Origin of the sequence: Micromonospora sp. Mcm103, assembly GCF_024519755.1 — a bacterium.
In the GTDB taxonomy this organism is placed as follows: Bacteria; Actinomycetota; Actinomycetes; order Mycobacteriales; family Micromonosporaceae; genus Micromonospora; species Micromonospora aurantiaca.
The window spans coordinates 32,930-57,518 of the sequence record NZ_JALJRJ010000023.1; the positions used below are offsets into that span (position 1 = coordinate 32,930).

The 24,589-nt window shown below is 73.5% G+C and carries 21 protein-coding genes; 8 read left to right on the forward strand and 13 right to left on the reverse strand.

Translation table 11 applies throughout. The annotated features are described in order from the left end of the window. Positions 1-44: 44 nt before the first annotated feature. From OC439_RS24765 to OC439_RS24805, 9 genes are all read right to left on the reverse strand, one after another. Complete coding sequence (locus tag OC439_RS24765; RefSeq protein ID WP_262015531.1) at positions 45-1,994, reverse strand: TOMM precursor leader peptide-binding protein; 1,950 nt, start codon at positions 1,992-1,994, stop codon at positions 45-47. Then, a complete protein-coding gene (locus tag OC439_RS24770) occupies positions 1,991-3,901 on the reverse strand; it encodes a TOMM precursor leader peptide-binding protein (RefSeq protein WP_262015532.1) in 1,911 nt (636 codons plus the stop codon). The genes OC439_RS24765 and OC439_RS24770 overlap by 4 nt, the downstream gene beginning before the upstream one ends. Then, entirely contained in the window at positions 3,898-4,779 is an 882-nt protein-coding gene (locus OC439_RS24775; RefSeq protein WP_262015533.1) for a TauD/TfdA family dioxygenase, read from the reverse strand. The genes OC439_RS24770 and OC439_RS24775 overlap by 4 nt, the downstream gene beginning before the upstream one ends. Beyond that, complete coding sequence (locus tag OC439_RS24780; protein WP_262015534.1) at positions 4,772-6,325, reverse strand: hypothetical protein; 1,554 nt, start codon at positions 6,323-6,325, stop codon at positions 4,772-4,774. The genes OC439_RS24775 and OC439_RS24780 overlap by 8 nt, the downstream gene beginning before the upstream one ends. 1 nt (position 6,326) lies before the next feature. Then, positions 6,327-7,115 carry an ABC transporter permease gene (locus OC439_RS24785; RefSeq protein WP_262015535.1) on the reverse strand — a complete coding sequence of 263 codons (789 nt, stop codon included), beginning with the start codon at positions 7,113-7,115 and terminating at the stop codon, positions 6,327-6,329. 7 nt (positions 7,116-7,122) lie between these two features. Further along, positions 7,123-7,917, reverse strand: a complete 795-nt coding sequence (locus OC439_RS24790; RefSeq protein ID WP_262015536.1) for an ABC transporter permease — start codon at positions 7,915-7,917, stop codon at positions 7,123-7,125. Beyond that, positions 7,914-8,921, reverse strand: coding sequence for an ATP-binding cassette domain-containing protein (locus tag OC439_RS24795; RefSeq protein WP_262015537.1), 1,008 nt, complete (start codon positions 8,919-8,921; stop codon positions 7,914-7,916). The genes OC439_RS24790 and OC439_RS24795 overlap by 4 nt, the downstream gene beginning before the upstream one ends. A gap of 18 nt (positions 8,922-8,939) precedes the next feature. Continuing rightward, complete coding sequence (locus OC439_RS24800) at positions 8,940-10,292, reverse strand: glycosyltransferase (RefSeq protein ID WP_262015538.1); 1,353 nt, start codon at positions 10,290-10,292, stop codon at positions 8,940-8,942. A gap of 94 nt (positions 10,293-10,386) precedes the next feature. Beyond that, positions 10,387-10,605: a hypothetical protein gene (locus tag OC439_RS24805; protein WP_262015539.1), complete on the reverse strand. Its 219-nt coding sequence runs from the start codon at positions 10,603-10,605 to the stop codon at positions 10,387-10,389. A 545-nt stretch (positions 10,606-11,150) separates the two neighbouring features. Here OC439_RS24805 and glgX point away from each other — a divergent pair. From glgX to OC439_RS24825, 4 genes are all read left to right on the forward strand, one after another. Continuing rightward, a complete protein-coding gene (gene glgX / locus OC439_RS24810) occupies positions 11,151-13,271 on the forward strand; it encodes a glycogen debranching protein GlgX (RefSeq protein ID WP_262015540.1) in 2,121 nt (706 codons plus the stop codon). 3 nt (positions 13,272-13,274) lie between these two features. Beyond that, positions 13,275-15,575, forward strand: a complete 2,301-nt coding sequence (gene treY / locus OC439_RS24815) for a malto-oligosyltrehalose synthase (RefSeq protein WP_262015541.1) — start codon at positions 13,275-13,277, stop codon at positions 15,573-15,575. Continuing rightward, positions 15,572-17,305: a malto-oligosyltrehalose trehalohydrolase gene (treZ, locus tag OC439_RS24820; protein ID WP_262015542.1), complete on the forward strand. Its 1,734-nt coding sequence runs from the start codon at positions 15,572-15,574 to the stop codon at positions 17,303-17,305. The genes treY and treZ overlap by 4 nt, the downstream gene beginning before the upstream one ends. Before the next feature lie 170 nt (positions 17,306-17,475). Next, positions 17,476-18,123 carry a maleylpyruvate isomerase family mycothiol-dependent enzyme gene (locus OC439_RS24825; RefSeq protein ID WP_262015543.1) on the forward strand — a complete coding sequence of 216 codons (648 nt, stop codon included), beginning with the start codon at positions 17,476-17,478 and terminating at the stop codon, positions 18,121-18,123. A gap of 55 nt (positions 18,124-18,178) precedes the next feature. Here the strand turns inward: OC439_RS24825 and map are convergent, their stop codons facing one another. After that, positions 18,179-18,952 carry a type I methionyl aminopeptidase gene (gene map, locus OC439_RS24830; RefSeq protein ID WP_262015544.1) on the reverse strand — a complete coding sequence of 258 codons (774 nt, stop codon included), beginning with the start codon at positions 18,950-18,952 and terminating at the stop codon, positions 18,179-18,181. 66 nt (positions 18,953-19,018) lie between these two features. Between map and OC439_RS24835 the strand changes: the two genes are divergently transcribed. From OC439_RS24835 to bla, 3 genes are all read left to right on the forward strand, one after another. Further along, positions 19,019-19,309 (forward strand): helix-turn-helix domain-containing protein, encoded by a 291-nt coding sequence (locus OC439_RS24835; protein ID WP_262015545.1) that lies wholly within the window; start codon positions 19,019-19,021, stop codon positions 19,307-19,309. A 49-nt stretch (positions 19,310-19,358) separates the two neighbouring features. After that, positions 19,359-19,967 (forward strand): DUF6518 family protein, encoded by a 609-nt coding sequence (locus OC439_RS24840; protein WP_262015546.1) that lies wholly within the window; start codon positions 19,359-19,361, stop codon positions 19,965-19,967. A 99-nt stretch (positions 19,968-20,066) separates the two neighbouring features. Further along, the gene (gene bla / locus OC439_RS24845) at positions 20,067-21,005 is read left to right on the forward strand and encodes a class A beta-lactamase (RefSeq protein WP_262015547.1); all 939 of its coding nucleotides are present in this window, start codon (positions 20,067-20,069) and stop codon (positions 21,003-21,005) included. Positions 21,006-21,018: 13 nt separating this feature from the next. On the opposite strand, the gene OC439_RS24850 is transcribed toward bla, so the two are convergent. Continuing rightward, entirely contained in the window at positions 21,019-22,497 is a 1,479-nt protein-coding gene (locus OC439_RS24850) for a glutamate--cysteine ligase (protein ID WP_262015548.1), read from the reverse strand. A 187-nt stretch (positions 22,498-22,684) separates the two neighbouring features. Between OC439_RS24850 and OC439_RS24855 the strand changes: the two genes are divergently transcribed. Next, complete coding sequence (locus OC439_RS24855) at positions 22,685-23,026, forward strand: DUF3817 domain-containing protein (protein WP_262015549.1); 342 nt, start codon at positions 22,685-22,687, stop codon at positions 23,024-23,026. Here OC439_RS24855 and OC439_RS24860 read toward each other — a convergent pair. After that, positions 23,007-23,897: an alpha/beta fold hydrolase gene (locus OC439_RS24860; RefSeq protein WP_262015587.1), complete on the reverse strand. Its 891-nt coding sequence runs from the start codon at positions 23,895-23,897 to the stop codon at positions 23,007-23,009. The genes OC439_RS24855 and OC439_RS24860 overlap by 20 nt on opposite strands. Positions 23,898-23,933: 36 nt before the next feature. Beyond that, positions 23,934-24,473: a hypothetical protein gene (locus tag OC439_RS24865; RefSeq protein WP_410054955.1), complete on the reverse strand. Its 540-nt coding sequence runs from the start codon at positions 24,471-24,473 to the stop codon at positions 23,934-23,936. Positions 24,474-24,589: the final 116 nt, after the last annotated feature.

A 24,589-nucleotide genomic window follows, 5' to 3' on the forward strand; every position in this document is an offset into this window, starting at 1 on the left:
AGCGATCCTCATCACTCTCCGACGCCTCCGCACACATGAGACAGTCACGGGAACGGGTGCGGATACGGGTTGATCTCCTCCGGGGCGAGCGGTTCGGCCCGGTGTCCGAGCCGGACCGGCAGGTCGCGCAGCCGGGGCAGGTCGACGCGCCGGTTGCGGTGGCCGAACGTCATCGGCAGCAGCCCCGGGATCAGCACCTTCACGCTGGTGAGGCCGACGGCCGCCTGCTCGCGGGCGGTCTGGTCGACGACCACCACGTCCAGGCCCTCGTCGAGGTAGCGTCCGGTCACGTGCCGCAGGTCATCGAGCAGGTCCGTGGCCGGGCGGTAGCGCGCCGCCGGCGGGAACGCCTCCGCCACGGACAGGATCTCGTCGCGCTCGTACAGGAACGCGAAGCGCGGCCAGGCGTCCGGGCTGGCCGCCGCCAGCAGGTGGTCCTCCATGGTCCGGACCAGGTCGGAGTCGGCGACCAGGCCGGGGGCCGTGGTGTCCTCGGCGACCATCTCCCGGGTGGCCTCGGCCACGCTGGCGAGCTCCACCAGCGCGGACCACAGCGCGCGCTCCGGGTCCAGGTGCGCCCCCGCACCGCAGAACGCCCGGGGACGTCCCGGCCGCACCGCGTCGTCGACGAGCATCAGCCACACCGCCGGGACGCCTTCGGGCATGGTGATGTCGAAGACATCCAGGCGGCTGCCGGTGGTCCGCTGGATCCAGTCGACGAGCACGCGGGTCATCGGGTCGGCGGAGGTCATCGGGTCCACGCGCGGCACTGGTAGCCGGGCGTACCAGGTGGACAGGAAGGCGTCCCGCTCGGCGACCTCGAAGATGCCGTGCAGGATCGCCTCCTCGAGGTTCGCGCCCAGCGCGCAGCCGTTCGAGCACTCCGGACCGAAACCCGTGCCGTGCGAGCCGTAGTAGGCGAAGGTCTCCGGCACCAGCACCGGGCCGTCGCGCCGGAACGAGTAGGCGTACACCCATTCCATGGTCCGGTCCGGGTCGTACGCGACCGCGTGGTCGTCGGGCGGCGCGGGCGGCAGGCCGAACTCCGTCGGCTCGACGGCCCGCCGCGGTCCGAGCTCGCGGAACGAGGCGCGGGTGACGGTACGGCGGGCGCGTGGGACGTTGCCGCCGAGCCGTTCCAGCGCCTCGGCGACGGCGACGGCCACGCTCGCCGGGTAGGTGAAGGTCCGGCCGTAGCCGGCCAGTTCACCACAGCACAACGGGCCACCGATCGCGCCGGCGAGGACCATCGGGTGGTTGTGGTGGACGGTGATCGACGACAGCAGCCCGGTCTCCTCGTCGTGCAGCGCCGCCAGTAGGGCGAGGTGCTCGTCGGGAAGGCGGCGGGCCCGGTAGTCGCCGGGTGCCCGTTTCGGCCGGGACGTCAGCGTGAAGGTGCCGGCGGCCGGGCTGTCGTCCGGCAGCGGGCCGCACACCGGGCAGCCGGGTTCGGGGACGAACCGGTGCCGCTCGACGGCCAGCGAGGCCGTGGCGACCTCCAGCACCGCTTCCGCGCACCGGCCGTCGCCGCCCTGCGCGACCCGGCGCAGCTCGTCGGCCACGAGCGCGGCGACCGCGGCGCGTACCGGCGGGCCGAGGACCGGCCGGGCGGGCTGCACGTTGCCGTCGTAGAGCCCCTGCCACAGCGCGGACCGGTGCGGTGTCCCGGTGGTCCGCGCCCGGCGTTCCCGCACCTGCACGCAGTGGTGGCAGCCCGGCCGACCGGGTGTGACGAACGGTCCGATCCGTACGCCGCGCGGCGTGGTGTACACCGGGAGGAAGGGCCGGCCGGCGTCGGCAGCCGCCCGGGCGGCCATGTCGACGTCCTCCGGTGGCCCGTCGACGACGAAGACGTCGACGTCGGCGACCGGTGCGGCGCCCAGCGACTGTTCCACTGCCCGGCGCAGGGCGCCGGCGCCGAGGATCCGCAGGCCGTGACGCGGCGCCACGTCGGACGAGGCGGGGAGGGCCGGTGTGGTCGTGACATCGGTCATGCGCTGCTCCCCGCTCGTGGCGACCACGCCGCCCTGATCATGAACGGCATCACCCGCTGCGCCCCGGGCGGCGGGTCGGCGGGCCGCACCAGCAGCGACCGCCCGTCCCGTGCCAGCTCGCGCAGCAGCGGCGGCAGCGCCGTGTCCCAGTCGTAGCCGCCCACGTCCGGCCCGATCTCGGCGCCGTCCGGGCGGCGTCCGGTCACGACGGCGACCGCCGCCTGCATCGCGTTCGCCAACGCGGTGTCCGTGTCGGTGGCGCAGCTGTGGGCGAGCCACCTGTCGCCGGCGGCGACGAACACGGTCGGGGGGCGCGATCCGTCGTGCCACGCCCGTGGCTCGTGGCCGAGGAGGGTCAGCTCGTGTGCCCTGACGCGGGTCGGCTCCGGCCACCGCGTCCGGTCGAGCCACCCGCCGGGCGGAGCACCGTCGGCAGTGGTGGCCGCAGGCGGGGTCGCGGCCGCGCGTCGCAGTTTCAGGATCGCCCGGCCCTGCGCCTCCGCCCAGGTGTGACCGCCGGCGGTCACCACGACGTCCGGCTGCGCGTCGACGACAGCGCCGCGCCCGGTGTCCCACCACGCCGTGGCGGTGTCGCCGGCGAAGGCCCGCGCGGCGAGCGCCTCCAGTGCCGCCGTGGCCGCGCGCAGCAGCGCCTGCTCCCGGCTGCCGCCGACGGCGGTGAGCAGCCGCGGGGCGCCGCCGGCCAGATCCACGACCGTCGCCTCGACGCAGCTGACCGAGATCTGCGAGTGGGCGCCGGTGTCGATGGCCAGCAGCGGGCCCAGCCGCGCGTCGACCAGGAACGGCATCCGGGCGACGAACTCCTCGACGGCCACCGGCGTGCGGGCGGCCATCGCGTCGACGTGCGCGGCGAGATCGGCGTACGGGGCCGAGGGCCGGCAGGAGCGGCAGCGGGGGTGCACGTCGAGCAGATGCTCGCTGGTGACAGCGGTTTCCAGGTCCACGCGGGTCATCCGGTTCGTGGCGGTGGTCTCCGCTCCCGTCCGGTGGCGCAGGTACGCGAACCCGAGCGCCGCGCCGATCAGGCCGCAGACCGGTGCCGACAGCCACTCGGACGTCGTGTCCGGCTCGTCGGCGCCACCCGGGGGGAGCCCGGCGCCCTGCCGGCTGAGCAGGGCGCACTCCCAGCAGCCGCCGGTGACGCCGCCGCCGGTCGGGCCGATCCACGCCTCCGCGCCGCCGGGCACCGCGTGCAGGACGGGCACCCCGATCGCCCGGGCCGCCCGGTTCAGCCGCGTCGCCCGCCCGGCCATCGGACGGGCGGCGCAGTGCAGCACCGCGTCGTACCCCGTCAGCAGGCCGGCGAGCCCCTCGTCGGTGTCGAGGGCGGCGGCCGCGTCCAGCAGTGTCAGCCCGGTCGTCGGGTCCTCGGCACGACGCCGCTCGACGATCCGCCGGAAGCCGTCGCGTTCGGTGCCGGCCTCGGCGGTCTCGACCAGCGAGGCCGTACGCAGCCCGAGTTCGAACAGCGTCTGGACGAGCGCGAGCATGCCGGCGCCGGCGCCGACGAGCAGCACCCGTCCGTCGCGGAACGCCTCGAAGCGGCTCAGCGGCGCGTCGGTGACGTGCTCGGCGAACGCGATCGAGTCCCGGTAGGTGTCGAGTTCCCAGTCCCGCAACGTGTGTGGCGGCTCGCTGTCGAGGTCGCGGGCGATGCCGCGCCGGACCAGCATCCGGACCAGGTCGGTGACGAGCTGCCGCTGCGCCGGGGCCAGACCCGCGGTCAGCGCCTCCACGGTGCGGGTGCCGTCCAGATGCGGGGCGAGCCGCTGCACGAGGCCGTACGCCGACGCGCCCGCCAGGTGGGTGCCGGCGAGTCCCGTCTCCAGGTACACGCCGTCGTCGGCCGGCACGTACATCAGGTCGTCGCGGAGCTTGACCCTCACGCGGCCACCTCCTTCCGCAGGTGTCCCATCCGCACCGCGACCGCGCGCCCGGCGTCGGTGAACGCCTGCCGGCCGTGCAGGTACCGGGAGTTGTCCACGACCAGCACGTCACCGGACCGCCACGGCACCGCCACAGTCAGCCGCGCGGCGGCGTCCGCGGCGGTGGCCACGAGGTCGTCGGGCACGGGTGCGCCGGTGGCGGAGCGCACCCGCAGCCGCCGGTCGTGGTACTCCCCGGGCTGCGGGCGGCTGATGAACAGCGAGTTGCAGAACGCGGGCGCGCCGCCGAAGAGAGTCGGTGGCGTGCACCGGGTGCCGAAGCCGACTGTCATCGCCTCCTCGTCCACGTCGATGTGGATCGACTCCCACGGCCGCAGGTACGGCTCCCACTGCCGCAGCATCCGCTCCGCGGCCGCCGGGTCGGTCGTGCCGCACATCCGCTGCCACACCGGTGTGGGCAGCGCGCTCTCCCAGCGCAGCGTCAGCTCCTCACAGGCGGCGCGGACCGCGGCGGGCAGGGCGGCCAGCAGCGCGAGACCGTCGCACAGCGTCGTGGCCCCGCCGTCGGCGGCGGGCCGCTCGCACCGGAACATCAGCAGGTCCGGCGCGCCCGGCGCGTACGACGCCTCCCGGTGCAGCGGCATGCCCTGCGTTCCCCGGGTGACAGTGGTAGTCGTCGGGTCACCGCCGATCACGTCCCGCTCGTCGTGGAACCCGCCCTGGTACGGCGACGCGGTCATCAGCGCGTCGCCGAGCGCGACGTAGTCCTCGTGCCGCCACCCGCCGCGCAGCAGCACCGCGCCGTGCTCGGCGACCGCCGCGAGCACCGTGTCCGGCGTGGGGGTGCCGACGAGCGCCGGAACGTCCGGTTCAGCCATGAGGGTTCCCTTCGGTGAGATGGGCCGCCAGCACCCCGGGCCGCGGCGCGGGCGTGCCGATGAGCAGTTGCGTCAGCGGCGACGCCCCGTCCGGCAGGCCGAGCCGGGCGGCGATCGCGCCGGCGGTGAGGCCGCCCAGCGCCCGGCTCGCCGCGCCGGTCGCGGTGGCGGCGAGCCCGGCCAGGTGAAGGGCCACACCGGCGAGCAGGTGCAGCCGGTGGAACGCGGCCGGGGTGAGCTCGTCGACGGGCCGGCTTCCGGCGTGGACCAGGTAGAGGGTCGCGCCGCGGGTGACCATCCGGCGGTCGACCCGGTGCGGGTACGCCGCCGGGTCGTCGGCCGATCCCGGCGGCCCGGTCGGCACCAGCCGGTGGCGGTGCGGCTGGTAGCGGTACGCGTCCGACGGGATGCCGTCGACGGTCCGGGCGAGGCACCAGATCTCCGGGTACAGCGGCTGCCGGGCCAGCGCGGCCAGGGCCGGCGAACCGGCCCGGCCGGCGGCGCAGGCCAGGATGTCGGCGACCTGCCCGGCGGTCATCCCCGGGCCGAGGTTCGCGGCGGAGGCGCGGCGGGCGGCGGCCGCGACCAGGTCGAGCGGCCGGGCCGGCGGCAGGTCGAGCGCCCGGTCCGTCGCCGGACCCACCGGGAGGCGCTGGGCCGGAAGGCGGTCGGTCGCCGGCGGTTCGGCGTCGGTGTCCCGGCCGTACGTCGCCCGGTGCAGCGCCACCGCGCTCGGATGGGCGGCCTCGTGGCCGAGCCGGTCGTGGTCCAGCCCGGTCGCCGGGGGCGGCCCGCCGGACACAAGCGGTGTCCAGGAGACGTCAGCGGTCGCCGGGAACTCGATCGCCGCGTAGGTGGCCTCCAACTCGGCGTCGAGTCCGAGCAGCTCACCGGCGAGCGCCGGGTCGAGGTCCAGGCGCGGTGTCGCGTCCACCGGCGACGTGAGCAACTGGGCCAGCAGGACACCGGAGTCGACGATGCCCAGCCGGTAGCCGAACGCCCCGTACTTGCTGGTGTTCTTCCACGGCCGGTGGGTCAGCAGCAGCGCGTGCCGGGGCGCCGCCGCGACCCCGAGAAGCCGGTCGAGCCGGGCGGCCGGGCTGCCCGGCCGCAGCAGTTCCAGGCAGTGGTGGGGCGGGTCGTAGTGGTAGACGCCGGCCGCGAGGTCGGGGGAGCCGGCCCAGGCGAGGTAGATCTCGTTGGGGTGGAACGCCCCGCCGGAGGGCACCGATCGGCGCAGCGTGTGCCAGCCGGGCAGCAGCCGCGAGGGGGTGGGCGTGTCCAGCGGGGAGCCGGTCAACGCGGACAGTCCGGCCAGCGTGATCGTCTCCGCCCGGCGTGGCGCGTACCCGAGAAGCATCGCGCTGAGCCGGTCGAGGCAGCCGTCGCCGAGCGGCGCGGACCCCGGGCCGGGCCACCGCAGCGACCGGCGGGCCGCGCCCGGGTACCGCTTGCCGCAGGGCGGAAGGTACGCCGCCGGCTGCCCGGTGTCGTCCCGCACCGCCGCCAGGTACCGGCCGACGGCGCCGGCCCGCGAGGCCGCCATCTCAGCTGCCCGCGCTCTCGTACCGGCGCAACCCGGCCCGGAAGACCGCCCACGCCCCGGCCGCGCAGGCCGCCGCGACGACCGGGGTGACCGCGCCGGCCGTCGTCGAGGCGCCCTTGTCCAGCAGCGCGGCCGTCGGGAAGTAGCCGACGAACGCGACGGGTACGAGCGTCAGCAGCGATCGCAGACCGGTGCCGTACAGGGTCAGCGGATAGCGGGCCAGGTCGCCCAGGGTGTGCACGCTCGCCGCGAGCGAGCTGGACGGGCTCAGCAGCCAGAAGACGACAGCGTTGGTGGCCAGGTTGACCGCCAGCTTGACCAGCACCCCGCTGGCGAGCAGCACCACCGCCCAGAGCACCGTCAGCGGCGTCCAGGCCAGATCGAGGTGGACGGCCGCGGCGCCGAGCAGCGCCGCGCCGAACCCGACGTTGCCGAGACCGTTGAACCCGACCGCGTTGCCGGTGACCTGGAGCACCACCGGGTAGGGCCGGACCAGCAGGTAGTCCAGCAGGCCGAGGTTGACCAGGCCGCCGAGATGCCAGGTCCCCTCGAACAGCAGGGAGCCGATGCCCTCGGCGAGCATCACCATGGCGCAGACGTACAGCACCTCCCAGCGGGTCCACCCGCCGAGCGCCGTCACCTGCCGGAACACCATGACCACGAAGACCAGTCCGGCGAGCTGACCGAGCACCGTCGCCCCGATCGTCAGGAGCGCGTCGGCCCGGTACTCGAGCACCGCCCGCAGATGCGCGCCGAGCAACCGGCGGTAGATCCGTGCCTCGTGCATCATCGGCCGGTCACCCGCCGTGCGCGGTGAGCCGCCGCACGCCCGCGGACCACAGCAGCCGGGCCGCACCCCACAACAGCACGACCCAGAGCAGCTGTACGCCGATCAGCGTCACCGCCTCGGCACCCCGTACCTGCCCCAGGTAGATCAGCGCCGGGGTGGAGACGATGCCGGGGAACGGGGACAGCTGGCAGACGACCTGGAGCCAGCCCGGGAATAACGCGATCGGCACGAGCGCCCCGGAGAGGATGTTGGTGACCGCCACCCGGGACAGGCTCAGCCCGTGGAAGTTGCCGGTCCAGAAGCACAGCAGTCCGACGAGGTAGACCAGGCCGAACTTCAGCGGCACCACCGCGAGCAGGCTGAGCAGGAACAGTCCGGCCTGCCCGGCGGCGGGCAGCGCGGCGCCGCCGAACGCCGACACCAGCGTCGCCGCCATCACCGCCACCGTCAGCACCTCGCCGACGACGTATCCGAGCGACAGCGCGAAACGCGAGAGCTGGTAGTCGATCGGCCGGACCAGGTCGAGCGCCACGGTGCCGTGCAGCACCGGGCCGGCGATCTGCGCGTCGGTGAAGCTCGACAGCAGCGCCCCGGTCAGGAACGCCACGACCAGGTAGCCCTTCATCTGCTCCCAGGACAACCCGCCGACCTCGCCACCGGCGGCGCCGGCGAAGACGGCCTGCCAGACCGCGAACAGCGCCACGGTCTGCACCACGACCCCGGTGAGCTGGAGGAGGAACTCGCCCCGGTAGATCAGCAGCGTCGACCAGGACATCCGCGCCAGCGTCAGGTACGCCCTCATGCCGGCACCGAAGGGCTCAGCTCGCCGGCGTACGCCCGACGCACCACGTCCTCGATGGACGGCTCGTCGATCCGGATGTCCACCACCGGCGTCCGGCGGGCGACCACCGAGACGATCTCGCCCGCGCCGTACGCGCCGTGGTCGAACGTGACGGCGATCTGCCGCGCCGGCCCGTCGTGGACGAGCCGGACGCCCGGCAGGTCGGCGTCGAGGTCGCCGTGCCAGTCGGCGCCGAGTGTCAGGTGCACGGTCCGCTGGTCGGCGACCAGCCGGCGGACGGAGTCGATCGAGCCGTCGAAGATGATCCGGCCGCCGTCGATGATCACGAGCCGGCGGCAGACCTGTTCGATGTCACCGATGTCGTGCGTGGTCATCAGCACCGTGGTCCCGCTCGCGCGCTGGGCCCGCAGGAAGTCCCGGACCGCCTGCCGGGCGACGATGTCCAGTCCGATGGTCGGCTCGTCGAGGAACACCACGGGCGGTGAGTGCAGCAGCGCGGCGGCCAGGTCGGCTCGCATCCGCTGGCCGAGCGAGAGTTGCCGGGCGACCACCGGTAGCAGCCGGCCGAGCCCGAGCAGCGCGTCGAACTCCTCCAGGCGTGCCGCGTACCGGGCCCGCGGGATGCGGTGGATGTCGCGCAGCAGCGCGAGGGAGTCGCGGACCTGCAGGTCCCACCAGAGCTGGCTGCGCTGACCGAACAGCACGCCGATGTTGCGGGCGTTGGCGTGCCGGTCGCGGTGCGGGTCGAGGCCGCAGACGCGCACCCGCCCGGCGGTGGGGTGCAGGATGCCGGTGAGCAGCTTGACCGTCGTCGACTTCCCGGCGCCGTTGGGCCCGACGTACGCGACCGCCTCGCCGGAGGAGATCGACAGGTCGACGCCGTCCACCGCCACGTGCTCGACGTGTCGTGGCCGTACGAGATGGCGCAGCGAGCCGCGAAGGCCCGGCTGCTTGTCGGCGATCCGGAACCGCTTGGTCAGGCCACTGGCCTCGATCACTGGCATCGGCGCTGCCGTTCCCGGTCAGCCGGCCGCGACGGCGGCACGGTGGTGCGGGCGCAGCCGCAGCACCGAACCGAGGCCGTCGACCTCGGTCAGGGTGGTCTCGAACGCCGCGCCCATGACCCGGCCGAGGTAACCCAGGCTCGCCGGATCCGGGTCGAACCGCGCCGAGAGCTCCGCGCCGGTGGAGACCAGGTGCACCTCGTCGGCGAGGGAACCGGCGACGTTGACGAACTGGCACAGGTCCTCCCAGTAGAGGTACCGCCAGAAGTCGACGCTGACCACGGCGTCCAGGCTGTCCGGGGCGACCGGTGGCCTGATCCCGACCAGGTGGAAGTTGGCCGGACCCGCGGGCGCCCCGTAGTCGTAGGTCAACGCGCCGTCGGGCAGCCCGGCCTCGGCGCTGCCGGTGCCGACCCACAGCACCCGGTCGCCGGGCAGGCGACCGGCGAGCCGCCGCACCGCAGGACCGATCCGGCACCAGGACCGGCGTACGCAGTCGTCCATCGCCCGGCGGTAGTGCACCACCCGCTCGGCCGCGCGGGCCACGTCCACCGGCCCGGCGAACTCCCACTCCACGACCGGGTACTTCTGCGCGACCCGATCCAGGTTGTCCATGAAGTCGTTCCAGTTCTGGATGACGTTGCGGTGGTGCGGCAGGTGGTAGACGGCGGCCAGGTCGTCGTAGGCGAAGTTGCGGCCGAGCACGCCGAGGTGTGCGTGCACCCGGTAGAACAGCTCCATGTCCTCCAGGCCCCAGCGCAGGCCGAAGCCCTCGTCGAACCCGCCGACCGCCTCGAACACGTCCCGGCGTACGGACGCGTTGTGGGTGAAGCAGAACAGCCACCCGGCCAGCAGCCAGTCGTCGCCGGACGGTCCCTCCTCGGTCCCGAACCGCATGTCGCCGCCGCCGGCTCCGCGTAGCCGGGGAACGGGCATCGTCGGCTGGTCGGCCAGCGCCGCGTGCACGTGCTCGATGCCGGTCTCGTCGCGCCGGCCCATCAGCACCGCGGGCGCGGACGGGTCGCTGTGGTGGTCGAGGTGGCGGCGCAGCAGGTCCGGCGTGGCGTACGAGTCGGCGTCGAGGAACAGCAGCAGCGGTGAGGTCGCCCGCCGCGCGGCCTCGTTGCGGGCCGCCGCCCGGCCGCCGCGCTCGGGCCGCTCGACGAAGTGCAGGCGCAGCCCCTTGCCGGCGTCGGCGATGCCGGAGTACTGGCTGCCGTCCCCGCCGTCGCGGACCACGATGACCTCGAAGCGGGCCGGGTCCAGTGTCTGGCGCCGCAGCGACCGCAGCGTGAGCTCCAGACAGGGTGCGTCCGCGTGGGTGGGGATCACCACGCTCAGCTCGACGGCTCGACCGGGTTCAACGCTCATCCGACGTACCTCTCCGCTTATCTCACGAGCCGGACCACCGGCCGCGCCGACGATGGGACGGAGCCGCCGGCGTCGGCCGGCGGCTCCGCGATGATCAGTGGCAGTTGACGCAGCACCACTGGATCGGCCGGCCCTGGCACGCGGCGCCGCCGCAGGAGCCCTTGCCCATGGCGGACGGGTCGGTCAGCGTGATCCCGCCGGCCGCCGGCATGGCGTACAGCCCCGCCGACGCCTCGTCACCGGCGCCCGACCAGGAGACCGCCGTGGTGTCCAGGTCGGACAGGTCGATCGACACGTTCCTGCTTTCACCCATCGATTCATCCTCTTTTCGGATCGATGTGGACAGTGGAACGAAGCGTAGGCCGGTCCTGGTGGGATCGGCGCCGCGCTGATGTAACGGAGAGATAAAGCGAGGCGGAATCGTCAATCAGCGCAGGTGGCGGCCGGTCGGGAACGGAAAGATTCCGGGCGGTGACGCGGCGTAGCTCCAGATCCACTATTCGAGAAATCCCTGCTCAGGTGGGGCCGAACGATGAGTCGTCGGATCAATTGCCCCCTTTTCTGATCGTGTGAAGGCGATGTAACGAGAAGATAAAGTGGGGGAGAGCGTCAATGAATGCGGGTGACCCTCTACTGTGAAGTGACCTGCGTATTCCGCCGACGCCGGTATGGAGAATGCCGGGACGGCGAGCTGGGCGTGACACGGGCACCCGAACGTGACACCCGGCCCCACGAGGGCGGATTTCGGTTACGGTCCGAACGGGTGGATTGACGGGGCGTGCGACGGGGCATCACCGGCGTGCGCATCGGCGGTTCCCCCTGTCCGGTGCGCTCACGATCATGGGCCGAAGGAGCGACATGCAGGTCTGGCCGGGCGAGAGCTACCCCCTCGGCGCCACGTACGACGGGATGGGCACCAACTTCGCGATCTTCTCCGAGGTGGCGGAGAAGATCGAGCTGTGCCTGTTCGACGAGTGGGACATCGGCACCGAGCGGCGGGTGGAGCTGCGCGAGGTCGACGCGTACGTCTGGCACGCCTACATCCCCGGCGTCGAGCCCGGCCAACGCTACGGCTACCGGGTGCACGGGCCGTGGAACCCGGCCGAGGGGCTGCGCTGCAACCCGCACAAGCTGCTGCTCGACCCGTACACGAAGGCCGTCGACGGGGAGATCACCTGGGATCCGTCGGTCTACGACTACGAGGTCGGCGGCGACCCGGACCGGATGAACACCGCCGACTCGGCGCCGTACATGCCGAAGTCGGTGGTGGTGAACCCGTACTTCGACTGGGGCAACGACCGGCCGCCGCGCACCCCGTACCACCACTCGGTGATCTACGAGGCGCACGTGCGCGGCCTGACCATGCGCCACCCGGGCATCCCGGAGGAGCTGCGCGGCACGTACGCGGCGATCGCCTCACCGGTGATGATCGAGCACTTCAAGCGGCTCGGCGTGACGGCGGTGGAGCTGATGCCGGTGCACGAGTTCGTGCACGACCACCGCCTGGCCGACCTGGGGCTGCGCAACTACTGGGGCTACAACACCATCGGCTTCTTCGCCCCGCACCACGGCTACTCCGCGCTGGGCCGCCTCGGCCAGCAGGTGCAGGAGTTCCGGGGCATGGTCAAGGCCCTGCACGCCGCCGGCATCGAGGTCATCCTCGACGTGGTCTACAACCACACCGCCGAGGGCAACCACCTCGGGCCGTCGCTGAGCTTCAAGGGCATCGACACGCCCAGCTACTACCGGCTCTCGGAGGAGGATCGGCGTTACTTCGTCGACTACACCGGCACGGGCAACAGCCTCAACGTGCGCAGCCCGCACTCGCTGCAACTGATCATGGATTCGTTGCGCTACTGGGTCACCGAGATGCACGTCGACGGTTTCCGGTTCGACCTGGCCGCCACGCTCGCCCGCGAGTTCTACGAGGTGGACCGCCTGTCCACGTTCTTCGAGGTGGTGCAGCAGGACCCGGTGGTCGGCCGGGTGAAGCTCATCGCCGAGCCGTGGGACGTCGGCCCCGGCGGCTACCAGGTCGGCAACTTCCCGCCGCAGTGGACCGAGTGGAACGGAAAATACCGCGACACCGTACGCGACTTCTGGCGCGGCGAGCCGGCCACCCTCGCCGAGTTCGCCTCGCGCATCTCCGGCTCCGCCGACCTCTACCAGGACGACGGCCGCCGCCCGTTCCACAGCATCAACTTCGTCACCTGCCACGACGGGTTCACGCTCACCGACCTGGTCTCCTACAACGACAAGCACAACGACGCGAACGGCGAGGACAACCGGGACGGGGAGAGCCACAACCGGTCCTGGAACTGCGGCGTCGAGGGCGAGACCGACGATCCCGGTGTACGCGCGCTGCGCGCCCGGCAGCGGCGCAACTTCCTGGCCACGCTGATGCTGTCCCAGGGCGTGCCGATGCTCGGCCACGGCGACGAGCTGGGCCGCACCCAGCGCGGCAACAACAACGCCTACTGCCAGGACAGCGAGATCGCCTGGGTGGACTGGGACCGGGCCGACGACGAGCTGCTGGACTTCGTCCGCCGGCTCACCGACTTCCGCAACCGGCATCAGGTGTTCCGCCGCCGCCGGTTCTTCACCGGCCTGCCGGTGGGCGGCCGCGCCGCCGGTTCCGGGCTGCCCGACCTGGCCTGGTACACCCCGGACGGCCGGGAGATGACCGGCGAGGACTGGGGCAACGACTTCGGCCGCTCGGTGGCCCTGTTCGTCAACGGCGACGGCATCGGCGAACGCGGCCAGTACGGCCAGCGCCACCGGGACGACTCGTTCCTGCTGCTGTTCAACGCGCACGACGCGCCGCTGGACTTCACGCTGCCCGGCGAGGAGTTCGGCACCCGGTGGGAGCTGGTGATCAGCACCGCGGAACCCGACCCGGAGAAGACGACACTGGTCGAGGCGGGCGGCACGGTCTGCGTACCGGACCGCTCGCTGCTGGTCCTGGAGAGGACGGCCTGACCCATGCCCGACACCCCCCGCTCGACGTACCGGGTCCAGGTGCGGCCCGGCTTCGACCTGGACACCACGGCCGAGCTGGCGGGCTACCTCGCCGCGCTCGGCGTCACCCACCTCTACACCGCGCCCCTGCTCACCGCCACGCCCGGCTCCACGCACGGCTACGACGTGGTCGACCACCGTGCGGTCAACCCGCAGCTCGGCGGCGAGGCCGCCCGGGCGCGGCTGGTCCGGGCGCTGCGCGCGGCCCGGCTCGGCCTGGTCGTGGACATCGTGCCCAACCACGCCGGGGTCGCCCGGCCCGACGCCAACCCGGCCTGGTGGGACGTGCTGCGGCGGGGCCGCGACTCGGCGTACGCGCGCTGGTTCGACATCGACTGGGACCGTGGGCGGCTGCTGCTGCCGGTGCTCGCCGACACCGCCGACGCGCTCGACGACCTGAAGCTCGTCGACGGGGAACTGCGCTACCACGAGCACCGCTTCCCGGTCGCCGACGGCACCGGCGACGGCACGCCCCGCCAGGTGCACGACCGGCAGCACTACGAGCTGGTGAACTGGCGGCGCGGTGACGCCGAGCTGACGTACCGCCGGTTCTTCGCCGTGTCCGACCTGGCCGGCCTGCGGGTGGAGGACCCGGAGGTGTTCGACGCCACCCACGCGGAGGTCCTGCGCTGGGTCGACGCCGGCGAGGTCGACGGCATCCGCGTCGACCACCCGGACGGGCTGCGCGACCCGGCCGGCTACCTGGCCCGGTTGCGCGCCGCCGCGCCGGAGAGCTGGCTGGTGGTGGAGAAGATCCTGGAGTACGGCGAGGACCTGCCGGACTGGCCGGTCGACGGCACCACCGGCTACGACGCGCTGGCCGCCGTGTCCGGGCTGTTCGTCGACCCGGACGCCGAACCGGAGTTCACCACGCTCGACGGCCGGCTGACCGGGCGGCACACCTCCTGGCCGGACCTGACGCACGCCACCAAGCTGGAGGCCGCCACCCGGCTGCTCGCCGCCGAGCTGACCCGTCTGGCCGCGCTCGTGCCGGAGCTGCCGGGCGAGCAGGTCCGCGCCGCGCTGGCCGAGCTGGCCGCCTGCTTCCCGGTCTACCGCGGCTATCCGCCCTCCGGCGCCCGGCACCTGGCCGCCGCCCGCAGCGAAGCGGGCCGCCGCCGCCCCGACCTGACCGGCGTCCTCGACCAGGTCACCGCCCGGCTGCGTGACCCCGGCCACGAGCTGGCCGCCCGGTTCCCGCAGTTCACCGGCGCGGTGATGGCCAAGGGCGTGGAGGACACCGCGTACTACAGGTGGAGCCGGTTCGTCGCCCTCAACGAGGTCGGCGGCAGCCCGGCCCACTTCGGTGTGCCCCCGGCCGAGCTGCACCGCTTCGCCGCCAGCCGGCACGTGCGCTGGCCGGCGAGCATGACCGCGCTGTCCACCCACGACACCAAGCGCGGTGAGGACGTCCGCGCCCGCCTCGCGGTGCTGTCCGAGCTGCCCGGCCGCTGGGCCGAGCGGGTCGCCGACTGGATGTCGCGCGCGCCGCTGGCCGACCCCGCGCTGGCCCACCTGCTCTGGCAGACCGCCGTCGGGGCGTGGCCGATCGAACGGGAACGGCTCCACGGGTACGCCGAGAAGGCCGCCCGGGAGGCATCGGTCACCACCAGCTGGGCCGACCCGGACCCGGCCTTCGAGCACGAGCTGCACGCCCTGGTCGACCGGATGTACGACGACCCGGAACTGCACGCCCAGATCACCGCGTTCGCCGCCGAGATCACCCCGCCCGGCTGGTCCAACGCCCTCGGGCAGAAGCTGGTGCAGCTCGCCATGCCCGGCGTGCCGGACGTCTACCAGGGCACCGAGCTGTGGGAGAACTCGCTCGTCGACCCGGACAACCGGCGGCCTGTCGACTTCGCCGTACGCCGGGACATGCTGGCCCGGCTCGATGCCGGCCGGCGGCCCGCGGTCGCCGGCGACGGCGCGGCCAAGCTGCTCGTGGTGTCCCGGACGCTGCGGCTGCGCCGCGACCGCCCGGACCTGTTCGGCGGCTACCGGCCGGTGCCGGCGCGCGGCCCGGCCGCCGCGCACGCGGTGGCCTTCGACCGGGGCGGCGCGGTCGCGGTGGCGACCCGGCTGCCGCTGCGGCTGGCCCGCTCCGGCGGCTGGCGGGACACGACCGTGTCACTTCCCGTTCACGAGTGCACCGACTTGTTCACCGGACGGGTCTACAGTGGTTCTGAGCTGCTCCTGGATGATCTGCTGAGCACCTATCCCGTCGCCCTCCTCGCACCCACCGACTCTGTGGAGGCCGCCGCATGACCGAGTTCACGGTGTGGGCGCCCGAGGCAGCGCGGGTGCGGCTGCGCCTGCCCGGCGTCGCCGACCACGCGATGCGTCAGGGGCCGGACGGCTGGTGGCGGGTCGAGGTGCCCGACGCCGGGCCGGGCACCGACTACGCGTTCCTGCTCGACGACGACGACCAGGCGCTGCCCGACCCCCGCTCGGCCTGGCAGCCGGCCGGGGTGCACGGGCCCAGCCGGCTCTACGACCACGCCGCGTTCGGCTGGACCGACGCCGCCTGGACCGGCCGGCAACTACCCGGCAGCGTGCTGTACGAGCTGCACATCGGCACGTTCACCCCCGAGGGCACGTTCGACGCCGCGATCGCCAGGCTCGACCACCTCGTCGACCTCGGCGTCGACATGGTCGAGCTGCTGCCCGTCAACGCGTTCAACGGCGAGTACAACTGGGGCTACGACGGTGTCTGCTGGTACGCCCCGCACGAGCCGTACGGCGGCCCGGACGGCTTGAAACGGTTCGTCGACGCCGCCCACGCCAAGGGCCTGGGGGTGATCCTCGACGTCGTCTACAACCATTTCGGGCCCTCCGGGGCCTACGCGCCGCGGTTCGCGCCGTACCTCACCGAGCAGAGCAACACCTGGGGCCGCACCGTCAACCTGGACGGCCCGCACTCCGACGGGGTACGCCGCTACATCGCCGACAGTGTGCTCGGCTGGCTGCGTGACTACCACGTCGACGGGCTGCGGCTGGACGCCGTGCACGCCATGCCGGACGACCGGGCCGTGCACTGGCTGGAGGAGGTCGCCGCCGAGGTGGAGGCGCTGTCGACGCACCTGGGGCGGCCGCTGTCGCTGATCGCCGAGAGCGACCTCAACGATCCGCGCCTGATCACGCCCCGCGAGGCGGGCGGGTACGGCCTGCACGCCCAGTGGAACGACGACGCCCACCACGCGCTGCACACGCTGCTCACCGGTGAGCGGCAGGGCTACTACGGCGACTTCGGCTCCCTGGAGTGCCTCACCGACGTGCTGACCGGCGGGTTCTTCCACGCCGGCACCTGGTCCAGCTTCCGGGGCCGCAGCCACGGCCGCCCGGTCGACAGGCAGCGCACCCCCGGCCACCGCTTCGTGGCGTACCTGCAGAACCACGACCAGATCGGCAACCGGGCCACCGGCGACCGGATCTCCGCCACGCTGTCGCCCGGCCTGCTGCGGGTCGGCGCGACGCTGCTGATGACCGCGCCGTTCACGCCGATGCTGTTCATGGGGGAGGAGTGGGCGGCCTCCACGCCGTGGCAGTTCTTCACCAGCCACCCCGAGCCGGAACTCGCCGCGGCGGTCGCCACCGGCCGCCGCCGCGAGTTCGCCGATCACGGCTGGGCCACCGAGGACGTGCCCGACCCGCAGGACCCGCAGACGTTCCTGCGGTCCCGGCTGGACTGGGCCGAGCTGGACAAGCCGGAGCACCGCGAGACGTACGACCTCTACCGGCGGCTGATCGCGCTGCGCCGCTCCCGGGCCGACCTGTCGGACCCGCGGCTGGACCGGGTCGACGTACGCCACGGCGACCGCTTCCTGGTGATGCGGCGCGGCGAGACGCTCGTGGTGGCGAACCTGGCCGGCCGGGCGCAGCGGATCAACCTGCCCGGCGTGGTACGCCGCGTGCTCCTCACCACGTCAGAGGGCGTCACGGTGATGCGCGACGGCGTCGAGCTGCCGCCGGAGTCGGCCGCGATCGTGGCGCTCTGACGGCTCGCGCGGCCTCCGGCCGTCGGTGCCGATCTTGGAGTTGTGGCGCCTCGAAGGTCGCAGATGTCCGGTTCGCGAACCACCACAACTCCAAGATCGGCGGGCGGGGAGCGGTGAGTTCGCCGAGGCGGTGCGGTCCAACCTCTGACGACCGACTCTGGAGGTTCCCCATGTCCGACAACCTGGGCCGAAACGAGCTGTGGGCGCTCGCGCATGCCGAGCGCGCCGCCCTGGCCGACGACCTCGCCGATCTCGACGCGGCGCAGTGGGCCCGGCGCACGCTGTGCGGCAGGTGGACGGTGCAGGAGACGCTCGCGCACATGACGGCGGCGGCGAGCGTCGGCCGCGTCCGGTGGCTCGCCAGCGTGCTCGGCGCCCGGTTCGACTTCGATCTGCACAACGACCGCCGGCTGGCCGAGCACCTGGGCGCCGACCCGGGGGAGACGCTGGGCCGGTTCCGCCGGATCGTCGGCAGCACCACGTCGACGTTCGGGCCGACCGAGGCGTGGCTCGGTGAGGTGGTCGTGCACGCCCAGGACATCCGGCGTCCGCTCGGCCTGACCCGTACGCCGTCGGTCGAGGCCGTCACGCCGGTCGTCCGGTTCTACGCCGGGCGGGACTTCACGGTGGCCGGGCGCAGCGCGATCGAGGGCCTGCGGGTGGAGGCCACCGACGGGCCGTTCAGCGCCGGAGCCGGCCCGCTGGCCAGCGGCACCACGCTCGCGCTGATGATGGCGATGGCCGGGCGGGCCGCCTACTGCGACGACCTCACCGGCCCCGGCGTGCAGACGCTGCGGGAGCGCTGCACGGCCGCTTGAGGACGCGGCGTCGGCGGGAACGCGGGAGAGCTGCGGACGCCTGCCGCAGCGACGTTCACGGCTTCGGCAGCGTCAGGATCTCCGCGCCGTCGTCGGTGATGGCGATGGTGTGCTCGCTGTGTGCGGTACGGCAGCCGGTCGCGCTGCGCAGCGTCCACCCGTCGGCGTCGGTGACCAGCGTGGCGGTGTCCGCCATGACCCACGGCTCCAGCGCCAGCAGCAGCCCGGGCCGCAGTGTGTAGCCGCGACCGGGCCGTCCGGTGTTCGACACGTGCGGGTCCTGGTGCATCGTCGACCCGACGCCGTGGCCGCCGAACTCGGTGTTGACCGTGTACCCGGCTTCGGTGAGGACCGAGCCGATGGCGTACGAGAGGTCGCCGACGCGGGCGCCGGGGCGGGCCGCGGCGATCCCGGCCTGCAACGCCCGTTCGGTCGCGTCGATGAGCGCGACGCTCTCCGCCGGCCGGGTGTCACCGACGACGAAGCTGATCGCGGAGTCGGCCACCACCCCGCCCAGGGAGACGGCCAGGTCGAGGCTCAGCAGGTCGCCGTCGGCGAGCGTGTAGTCGTGCGGCAGCCCGTGCAGCACCGCGTCGTTGACCGAGGTGCAGATGTAGTGGCCGAACGGGCCGCGCCCGAACGACGGCTCGTAGTCGACGTAGCAGGACTGCGCCCCGGCCTCGGCGATCATGCGCTGGGCCTGCCTGTCGATGTCGAGCAGGTTGGTGCCGACGGTGGTGCTGCCGCGCAACGTCTGCAGGATGTGGGCGACCAGGGCGCCGGTGTCCCGCGCCCGCCGGACGTCGGTGCGGCTCAGGATCTCGATCATGCAGGCGCCTTCCTCACAGAACCAATAAGTATCCCGGCCATGTTATCCCGGTATTAGAATCCTGGCATGGTCCGGTTGCCCCTCACCCCCGCCGAGGTCGAGCGCGGGCAGCGCCTCGGTGCGCTCCTGCGCCGCGCACGCGGTGAGCGCTCGATGCTGCTCACCGCGCTCGACGCCGGTGTCTCCCCGGAGACGCTCCGGAAGATCGAGTCCGGCCGGGTCGCCACGCCGGCGTTCCCCACCATCGCGGCCATCGCCGACGTCCTCGGCCTCTCCCTCGACGAGGTGTGGGCCGAGATCAACCACTCCGACGCCGCGGTGCGTCTCGCGCCGTCGGAGCGGCGCCTGGCCTCGTAGCGCCGCCCTGTCGGCGAGGAGAGCATACCGAGTATGTATCCTCCCTCGCATGCCACCCTCGCGTCGCGCCGTCGCCCTCGTCGTTCCCGTCGCCGGCTTCCTGCTCGGCTTCCTGGACTTCGTCTGGATCAAGTGGGTGCCGTTCCCCTTCGCCGAACTCGGCAACTCCACCGCCACCTGGGCGGTGGCCGCGTTCGCGCTGGGCTGGTGGATCCGGTCGGGCGCGGTGCGCGCCGCCGTGGCCGCCAGCGTCCTGCTGATCGTCGCGGTGCCCAGCTACTACCTGGCGGCGACGCTGCTCCAGGGCGACGACCTCGCCGTGATCTGGTCGCCCACCTCGATCGCCTGGATGGCGTTCGGCGTGGTGGCGGGCGTGGTGTTCGGCGTCGCCGGCATCTGGGCCCGGACCGAGGGATGGCGGCGGATCGTGGGGACCGCCCTGCCGGTGGCCGTCTTCGTCGAGGAGGCGCTGCGGTTCGCGCTGAAAGCGCGGTCCGGTTATCCCGGAGCGTGGTGGAACGTGGCGATCGACCTCGCGCTCGCCGCGCTGCTCGTGGTGCTGATCGGCCGGTCCGCCCGGGTGCGGCTGCTGGCCGCCGCGGTGGCGCTGCCGCTGGCCGCGGCGGGCGCTGTCACGTTCGCCGCCGTCGCGGGCTGACCCGCCGCGCCGGCCGAGAGACGGCGGTCTGCCGGCCCGACCGGGATCGGCGACAATGACCCGAGAACGGCGTGGTCCGGACGACGGGGGAGGAAACGGATGATCCGACGGCAGGTGCTCGCGGCGGCGATGCTCGCGGCGACGGCTCTTATGGCCGGCTGCACGAAGGACCGGCCCGAAGCCGCGCCGCCCACCAGCGCCCCGGCCGCGTCCACCGCCACGGCCACACCGAGCGAGACACCGAGCGCCGAGCCGGTGCCCGCGCCGGCCGAGCTGGCGGCACTGGAGCGGCGCTTCGGCGCCCGGGTCGGCGTCTTCGCCCTCGACACCGGCACCGGCCGTACCCTCGCTCACCGGGCCGACGAGAGGTTCGCGTACGCCTCGACCTGCAAGGCGCTCGCGGCGGGTGCGATGCTGGCCGCCACGACCGACACCGACCGGGACCGGGTGGTCCGCTACCGGCGCGCGGACCTCGTGGCGCACTCCCCGGTGACCGAACGGCACGTGGAGACCGGGATGACGCTGCGGGACGCCGCCGAGGCGGCGGTGCGGTACAGCGACAACACCGCCGGCAACCTGCTGTTCGACGCGCTCGGCGGCCCGGCGGGCTTCGCGCAGGCGCTCCGGGAGGTGGGCGACTCGGTCACCCGGCCCGCCCGTACCGAGCCGGAACTCAACGCGGCCACGCCCGGCGACGAGCGCGACACCAGCACGCCCCGGGCGCTGGCCGGCTCGCTGCGGGCGTACACGCTGGGGGAGGCCCTGCGGCCCGCGGACCGCGACCTGCTGCTGGGCTGGATGCGGGCCAGCACCACCGGCAGCGGGCTGGTCCGGGCCGGCGTGCCGGCCGGCTGGCAGGTGGCGGACAAGTCCGGCACCGGCGGGTACGGCACCCGCAACGACATCGCCGTGGTGTGGCCGCCGGACCGGGCGCCGATCGTGCTGGCGGTCATGACCAGTCGCGACGGCCGCGACGCGAAGCCCGACGACGCCCTGGTCGCCCAGGCCGCGCGGGCGACAGTGACCGCGTTGCGCTGACGGGCGGCCCGGCTCAGGGGATGGGCCACTCGTGCACGGGCCGGTTGCTGTGCATCAGGTCGACGTAGTGCCGGACCACCTCGCGCAGGGCCGCCGGCCGGTCCATGTGGTCGGCCGACTCCAGCCGGTGCAGCGTCTCCACCTGCCAGGTCGCGCCGTTGCGGCCGGTCAGGCAGCGTTGCTCGACGATGCCGAGCAGCCGGTCCCGCTCGGCCGGGTCGAGGCCCCACCGGTCCAGCCCGTGGTGGGCCATCGGCAGCAGGCGGCGCAGCACCAGCTCGGTCACCGGCAGGTAGCCGAGCCCCGGCCAGTACACCTGGGCATCGATGCCGTGCCGGGCGCAGGCGTTGAAGTTCTCCTCGGCCGCGCTGAACGACATCTGCGACCACAGCGGACGGTCCGACTCGGCGAGCGCCCGGACCAGGCCGAAGTAGAACGCGCCGTTCGCCACCGTGTCCAGCACCGTCGGCCCGGCCGGCAGCACCCGGTTCTCCACCCGCAGGTGCGGCCGGCCCTTGAGCACGTCGTAGACCGGCCGGTTCCACCGGTAGATGGTGCCGTTGTGCAACCGCAGCTCGGCCAGCTTCGGCACGCCGCCGCTGTGCAGCGTGGCCGCCGGGTCCTCCGGGTCGCACACCGGCAGCAGCGCCGGGAAGTAGCGCACGTTCTCCTCGAACAGGTCGAACACCGAGGTGATCCAGCGCTCGCCGAACCACACCCGCGGGCGTACGCCCTGGGCCTTGATCTCCTCCGCGCGGGTGTCGGTGGCCTGCTGGAACAGCGGCACCCGGGTCTCGCGCCACAGCTCCCGGCCGAAGAACAGCGGGGAGTTCGCGCCGAGCGCCACCTGGATGCCGGCGACCGCCTGGGCCGCGTTCCAGTAGTCGGCGAACTGCGCCGGGCTGACCTGGAGGTGGAACTGGGTGCTGGTGCACGCCGCCTCGGGGGTGATCGTGTCGGCGGTGGTGGCCAGCCGCTCCACCCCGCTGATCGCGATCGGCAGGTCCTCGCCGCGCGCGGCGAAGATCTGCTCGTTGAGCAGCGCGTACCGGGGATTCGCCGACAGCGTCTCGGCGGTCAGGTGCTCCGGGCGCAGCGTCGGCAGGATGCCGACCATCACCATGTGCGCGCCGACCGTCCGGGCCTTCTCCTCGGCGGCGTTCAGGCTGGCCCGGACGTGCTCCTCGAACGCGGCGGTGCCGGTCCCGGCGAGCCGCCGCGGCTCGACGTTGATCTCCACGTTGAACTGGCCCAGCTCGGTCTGGAACGCCGGGTCGGCGATCGCCTCCAGCACGTCGGCGTTGCGCATGGCCGGGTCGAAGCCGTCGTCGACCAGGTTCAGCTCGATCTCCAGGCCGGTCATCGGCCGCTCCACGTCGAACCGGGACTCCCGCAGCATCTCGGCGAACACGTCCAGGCACCGCCGGACCTTCTCGCGATAGCGGGCCCGGTCCTCCCGGCTGAAGGTACGCACGCCGACGTCCTCGCCCATGGTCACCACCCTGTCACCGTTGGTTCTCCCCAACCTCGCACGGAGTGGCGGGTCAGGAAAGGCCCGGAGGCCCTTTTCTGTACCCCGTGGCGGCCCCGGTGATCCCCGTCGCCGGGCTGCGGGTTCCGTCCGGGCGGCCCGGCCCGGGCGGCTAGCATGGCCGCCGACGGCAAAGGGGAGTGGCGGAATGCGCGACGGGTGGATCCGGGCGTTCGTGGTGGCGGCGTTCGCCGAGGGCTGCTCGTGGGCGGCGCTGCTGGCCGGTATGGCGGTCAAGTACGGCCCGCCCGGCAACGAGATCGGCGTGAAGATCTTCGGCCCGATCCACGGCGCGCTGTTCGTGGTCTACGGCCTGCTGACGCTCGTGGTGGCCCGGCGGCGCCGCTGGACGCTCGTGCAGACCGGGCTGGCCCTGGCCAGCGCGGTGCCCCCGTTCGCCACAGTGCTGTTCGAGCGCTGGGCGAACCGCCGGGGCCTGCTCGACGCCCCGGCTCCGGTGGAGCAGTCGCTCACCCCCGCCGGTCGCTGACCGCGGCGGCCTCCTCCGCGAGGAAACCGGCCAGCACGTCGGTCAGCTCCCGCGGCGCCTCCTCGGCCATGTGGTGCCCGGACGGGATCGACGCGGTCCGCACGTCGTCGGCCCAGTCGCGCCAGATCGCGGCCGGGTCGCCGTAGAGGTCGACCATGTCGTCGCGCTCGGACCAGGCGAACAGCACCGGGCAGCCGATCCGGCGCCCGGCGGCCCGGTCGGCGTCGTCCGCCGCCCGGTCCGGCCCGAGCCCGGCCCGGTAGTCCTCGCACATGGCGTGCACCGTCGCCGGATCACCGATGGCCCGCCGGTAGTCGGCGTACGCCTGCTCGCCCATCTCCTCCGGTGACCCGCCGTACCAGGCGTCCGGGTCGGCGTTTATGACCCGCTCGGCCGGCTTGGCGAGCTGGCCGAGGAAGAACCAGTGCCACCAGCGGGCGGCGAACCGGGCGTCGCAGCGGGCCAGCGCCTCACCGATCGGCACCCCGTCCAGCACGCCGAGGCGGCTCACCCGGTCCGGATGGTCCAGGGCGGTCCGCATGGCCACGTACGCGCCGCGGTCATGGCCGATCACGGCGGCCCGGCGGTGGCCGAGCGCGTCGAGCAGGCCCACCACGTCGGCGGCCATCGCCCGCTTGGAGTAGACGGTGTGCTCCGGGTCGCTCGGCGGCTTCGACGAGCCGCCGTAGCCGCGCAGGTCCGGGCAGATCACCGTGTGCCGCGCGGCCAGCCGCGGCGCCACCCGGTGCCAGGTCGCATGGGTACGCGGGTGCCCGTGCAGCAGCACCACAGGTGGCCCGGAGCCGCCGTGGCGTACGCGCAGGCGCACCGCGCCGACGTCGATCTCGGTGAGCGTGAAACCGGGGAACATGGCCGCAGCGGTGCCCACCACCGGTGACGGGGAAACCTAGGTGAGCGCCGAGCAGGCGGCCACGCCGAACAGCAGCACGGCGCCCAGCATCGCCTGGAGCAGCAGCGCCGGACCCAGGTGCGACCAGAGCGTGGCCGTACGCGGGGTGAGCAGCTGCCCGGTGGTCAGGTTGACGATCCGCTCGATCCGCGGCGGCAGGTCCTCGTCGCGTTGCGCCCGCAGCGTGAGCTGGACGTGGTCGCCGGGGTGCAGCGCGCTCTGCGGCAGGTGGCCGTGCAACTCGACCTCGACCAGCCGGCCGGTGGCGTCGCGGACCCGGACCGGGGTGACCAGGAACTCCGGCCCCTTCTTCAGCTCCTTGAAGCTGCGCCGAGCCCCGCCGCCGCCACTGCTGAGCAACGCGCGCACCACCTTCAGCAGCAGCCCCACCACCCCCGCGGCGGTGAGCACCGCGACCAGCGCGGGCTGCCCGACCCGGACCTCCCGGGCGTAACCCTCCATCAACCGGACCAGACGCCCGGTGACGACACGCTCCGTCGGGTGGACGACGCGTCGGGTGTACAACTCCGTATCCATGTTCACCACCGAGAGTCCCGTTCCGTGCACAGATGGTATCGGCCCTTCGGGTTGAACGACGTGAATGAACGGTGGTCACGCCCGGGCGGCCGGCAGGTGAACTCCGCCGGGGCGCG

What these genes read in the sequence shown, in the direction of transcription:
- OC439_RS24765 (WP_262015531.1), bottom strand. Translation starts at nt 1,994, where the DNA reads ATGACCGATGTCACGACCACACCGGCCCTCCCCGCCTCGTCCGACGTG.
- OC439_RS24775 (WP_262015533.1), bottom strand. Translation starts at nt 4,779, where the DNA reads ATGGCTGAACCGGACGTTCCGGCGCTCGTCGGCACCCCCACGCCGGAC.
- OC439_RS24780 (WP_262015534.1), bottom strand. Translation starts at nt 6,325, where the DNA reads ATGGCGGCCTCGCGGGCCGGCGCCGTCGGCCGGTACCTGGCGGCGGTG.
- OC439_RS24785 (WP_262015535.1), bottom strand. Translation starts at nt 7,115, where the DNA reads ATGATGCACGAGGCACGGATCTACCGCCGGTTGCTCGGCGCGCATCTG.
- OC439_RS24790 (WP_262015536.1), bottom strand. Translation starts at nt 7,917, where the DNA reads ATGAGGGCGTACCTGACGCTGGCGCGGATGTCCTGGTCGACGCTGCTG.
- OC439_RS24795 (WP_262015537.1), bottom strand. Translation starts at nt 8,921, where the DNA reads ATGCCAGTGATCGAGGCCAGTGGCCTGACCAAGCGGTTCCGGATCGCC.
- OC439_RS24800 (WP_262015538.1), bottom strand. Translation starts at nt 10,292, where the DNA reads ATGAGCGTTGAACCCGGTCGAGCCGTCGAGCTGAGCGTGGTGATCCCC.
- OC439_RS24805 (WP_262015539.1), bottom strand. Translation starts at nt 10,605, where the DNA reads ATGGGTGAAAGCAGGAACGTGTCGATCGACCTGTCCGACCTGGACACC.
- glgX (WP_262015540.1), top strand. Translation starts at nt 11,151, where the DNA reads ATGCAGGTCTGGCCGGGCGAGAGCTACCCCCTCGGCGCCACGTACGAC.
- treY (WP_262015541.1), top strand. Translation starts at nt 13,275, where the DNA reads ATGCCCGACACCCCCCGCTCGACGTACCGGGTCCAGGTGCGGCCCGGC.
- treZ (WP_262015542.1), top strand. Translation starts at nt 15,572, where the DNA reads ATGACCGAGTTCACGGTGTGGGCGCCCGAGGCAGCGCGGGTGCGGCTG.
- OC439_RS24825 (WP_262015543.1), top strand. Translation starts at nt 17,476, where the DNA reads ATGTCCGACAACCTGGGCCGAAACGAGCTGTGGGCGCTCGCGCATGCC.
- map (WP_262015544.1), bottom strand. Translation starts at nt 18,952, where the DNA reads ATGATCGAGATCCTGAGCCGCACCGACGTCCGGCGGGCGCGGGACACC.
- OC439_RS24835 (WP_262015545.1), top strand. Translation starts at nt 19,019, where the DNA reads ATGGTCCGGTTGCCCCTCACCCCCGCCGAGGTCGAGCGCGGGCAGCGC.
- OC439_RS24840 (WP_262015546.1), top strand. Translation starts at nt 19,359, where the DNA reads ATGCCACCCTCGCGTCGCGCCGTCGCCCTCGTCGTTCCCGTCGCCGGC.
- bla (WP_262015547.1), top strand. Translation starts at nt 20,067, where the DNA reads ATGATCCGACGGCAGGTGCTCGCGGCGGCGATGCTCGCGGCGACGGCT.
- OC439_RS24850 (WP_262015548.1), bottom strand. Translation starts at nt 22,497, where the DNA reads ATGGGCGAGGACGTCGGCGTGCGTACCTTCAGCCGGGAGGACCGGGCC.
- OC439_RS24855 (WP_262015549.1), top strand. Translation starts at nt 22,685, where the DNA reads ATGCGCGACGGGTGGATCCGGGCGTTCGTGGTGGCGGCGTTCGCCGAG.
- OC439_RS24860 (WP_262015587.1), bottom strand. Translation starts at nt 23,897, where the DNA reads ATGTTCCCCGGTTTCACGCTCACCGAGATCGACGTCGGCGCGGTGCGC.
- OC439_RS24865 (WP_410054955.1), bottom strand. Translation starts at nt 24,473, where the DNA reads ATGGATACGGAGTTGTACACCCGACGCGTCGTCCACCCGACGGAGCGT.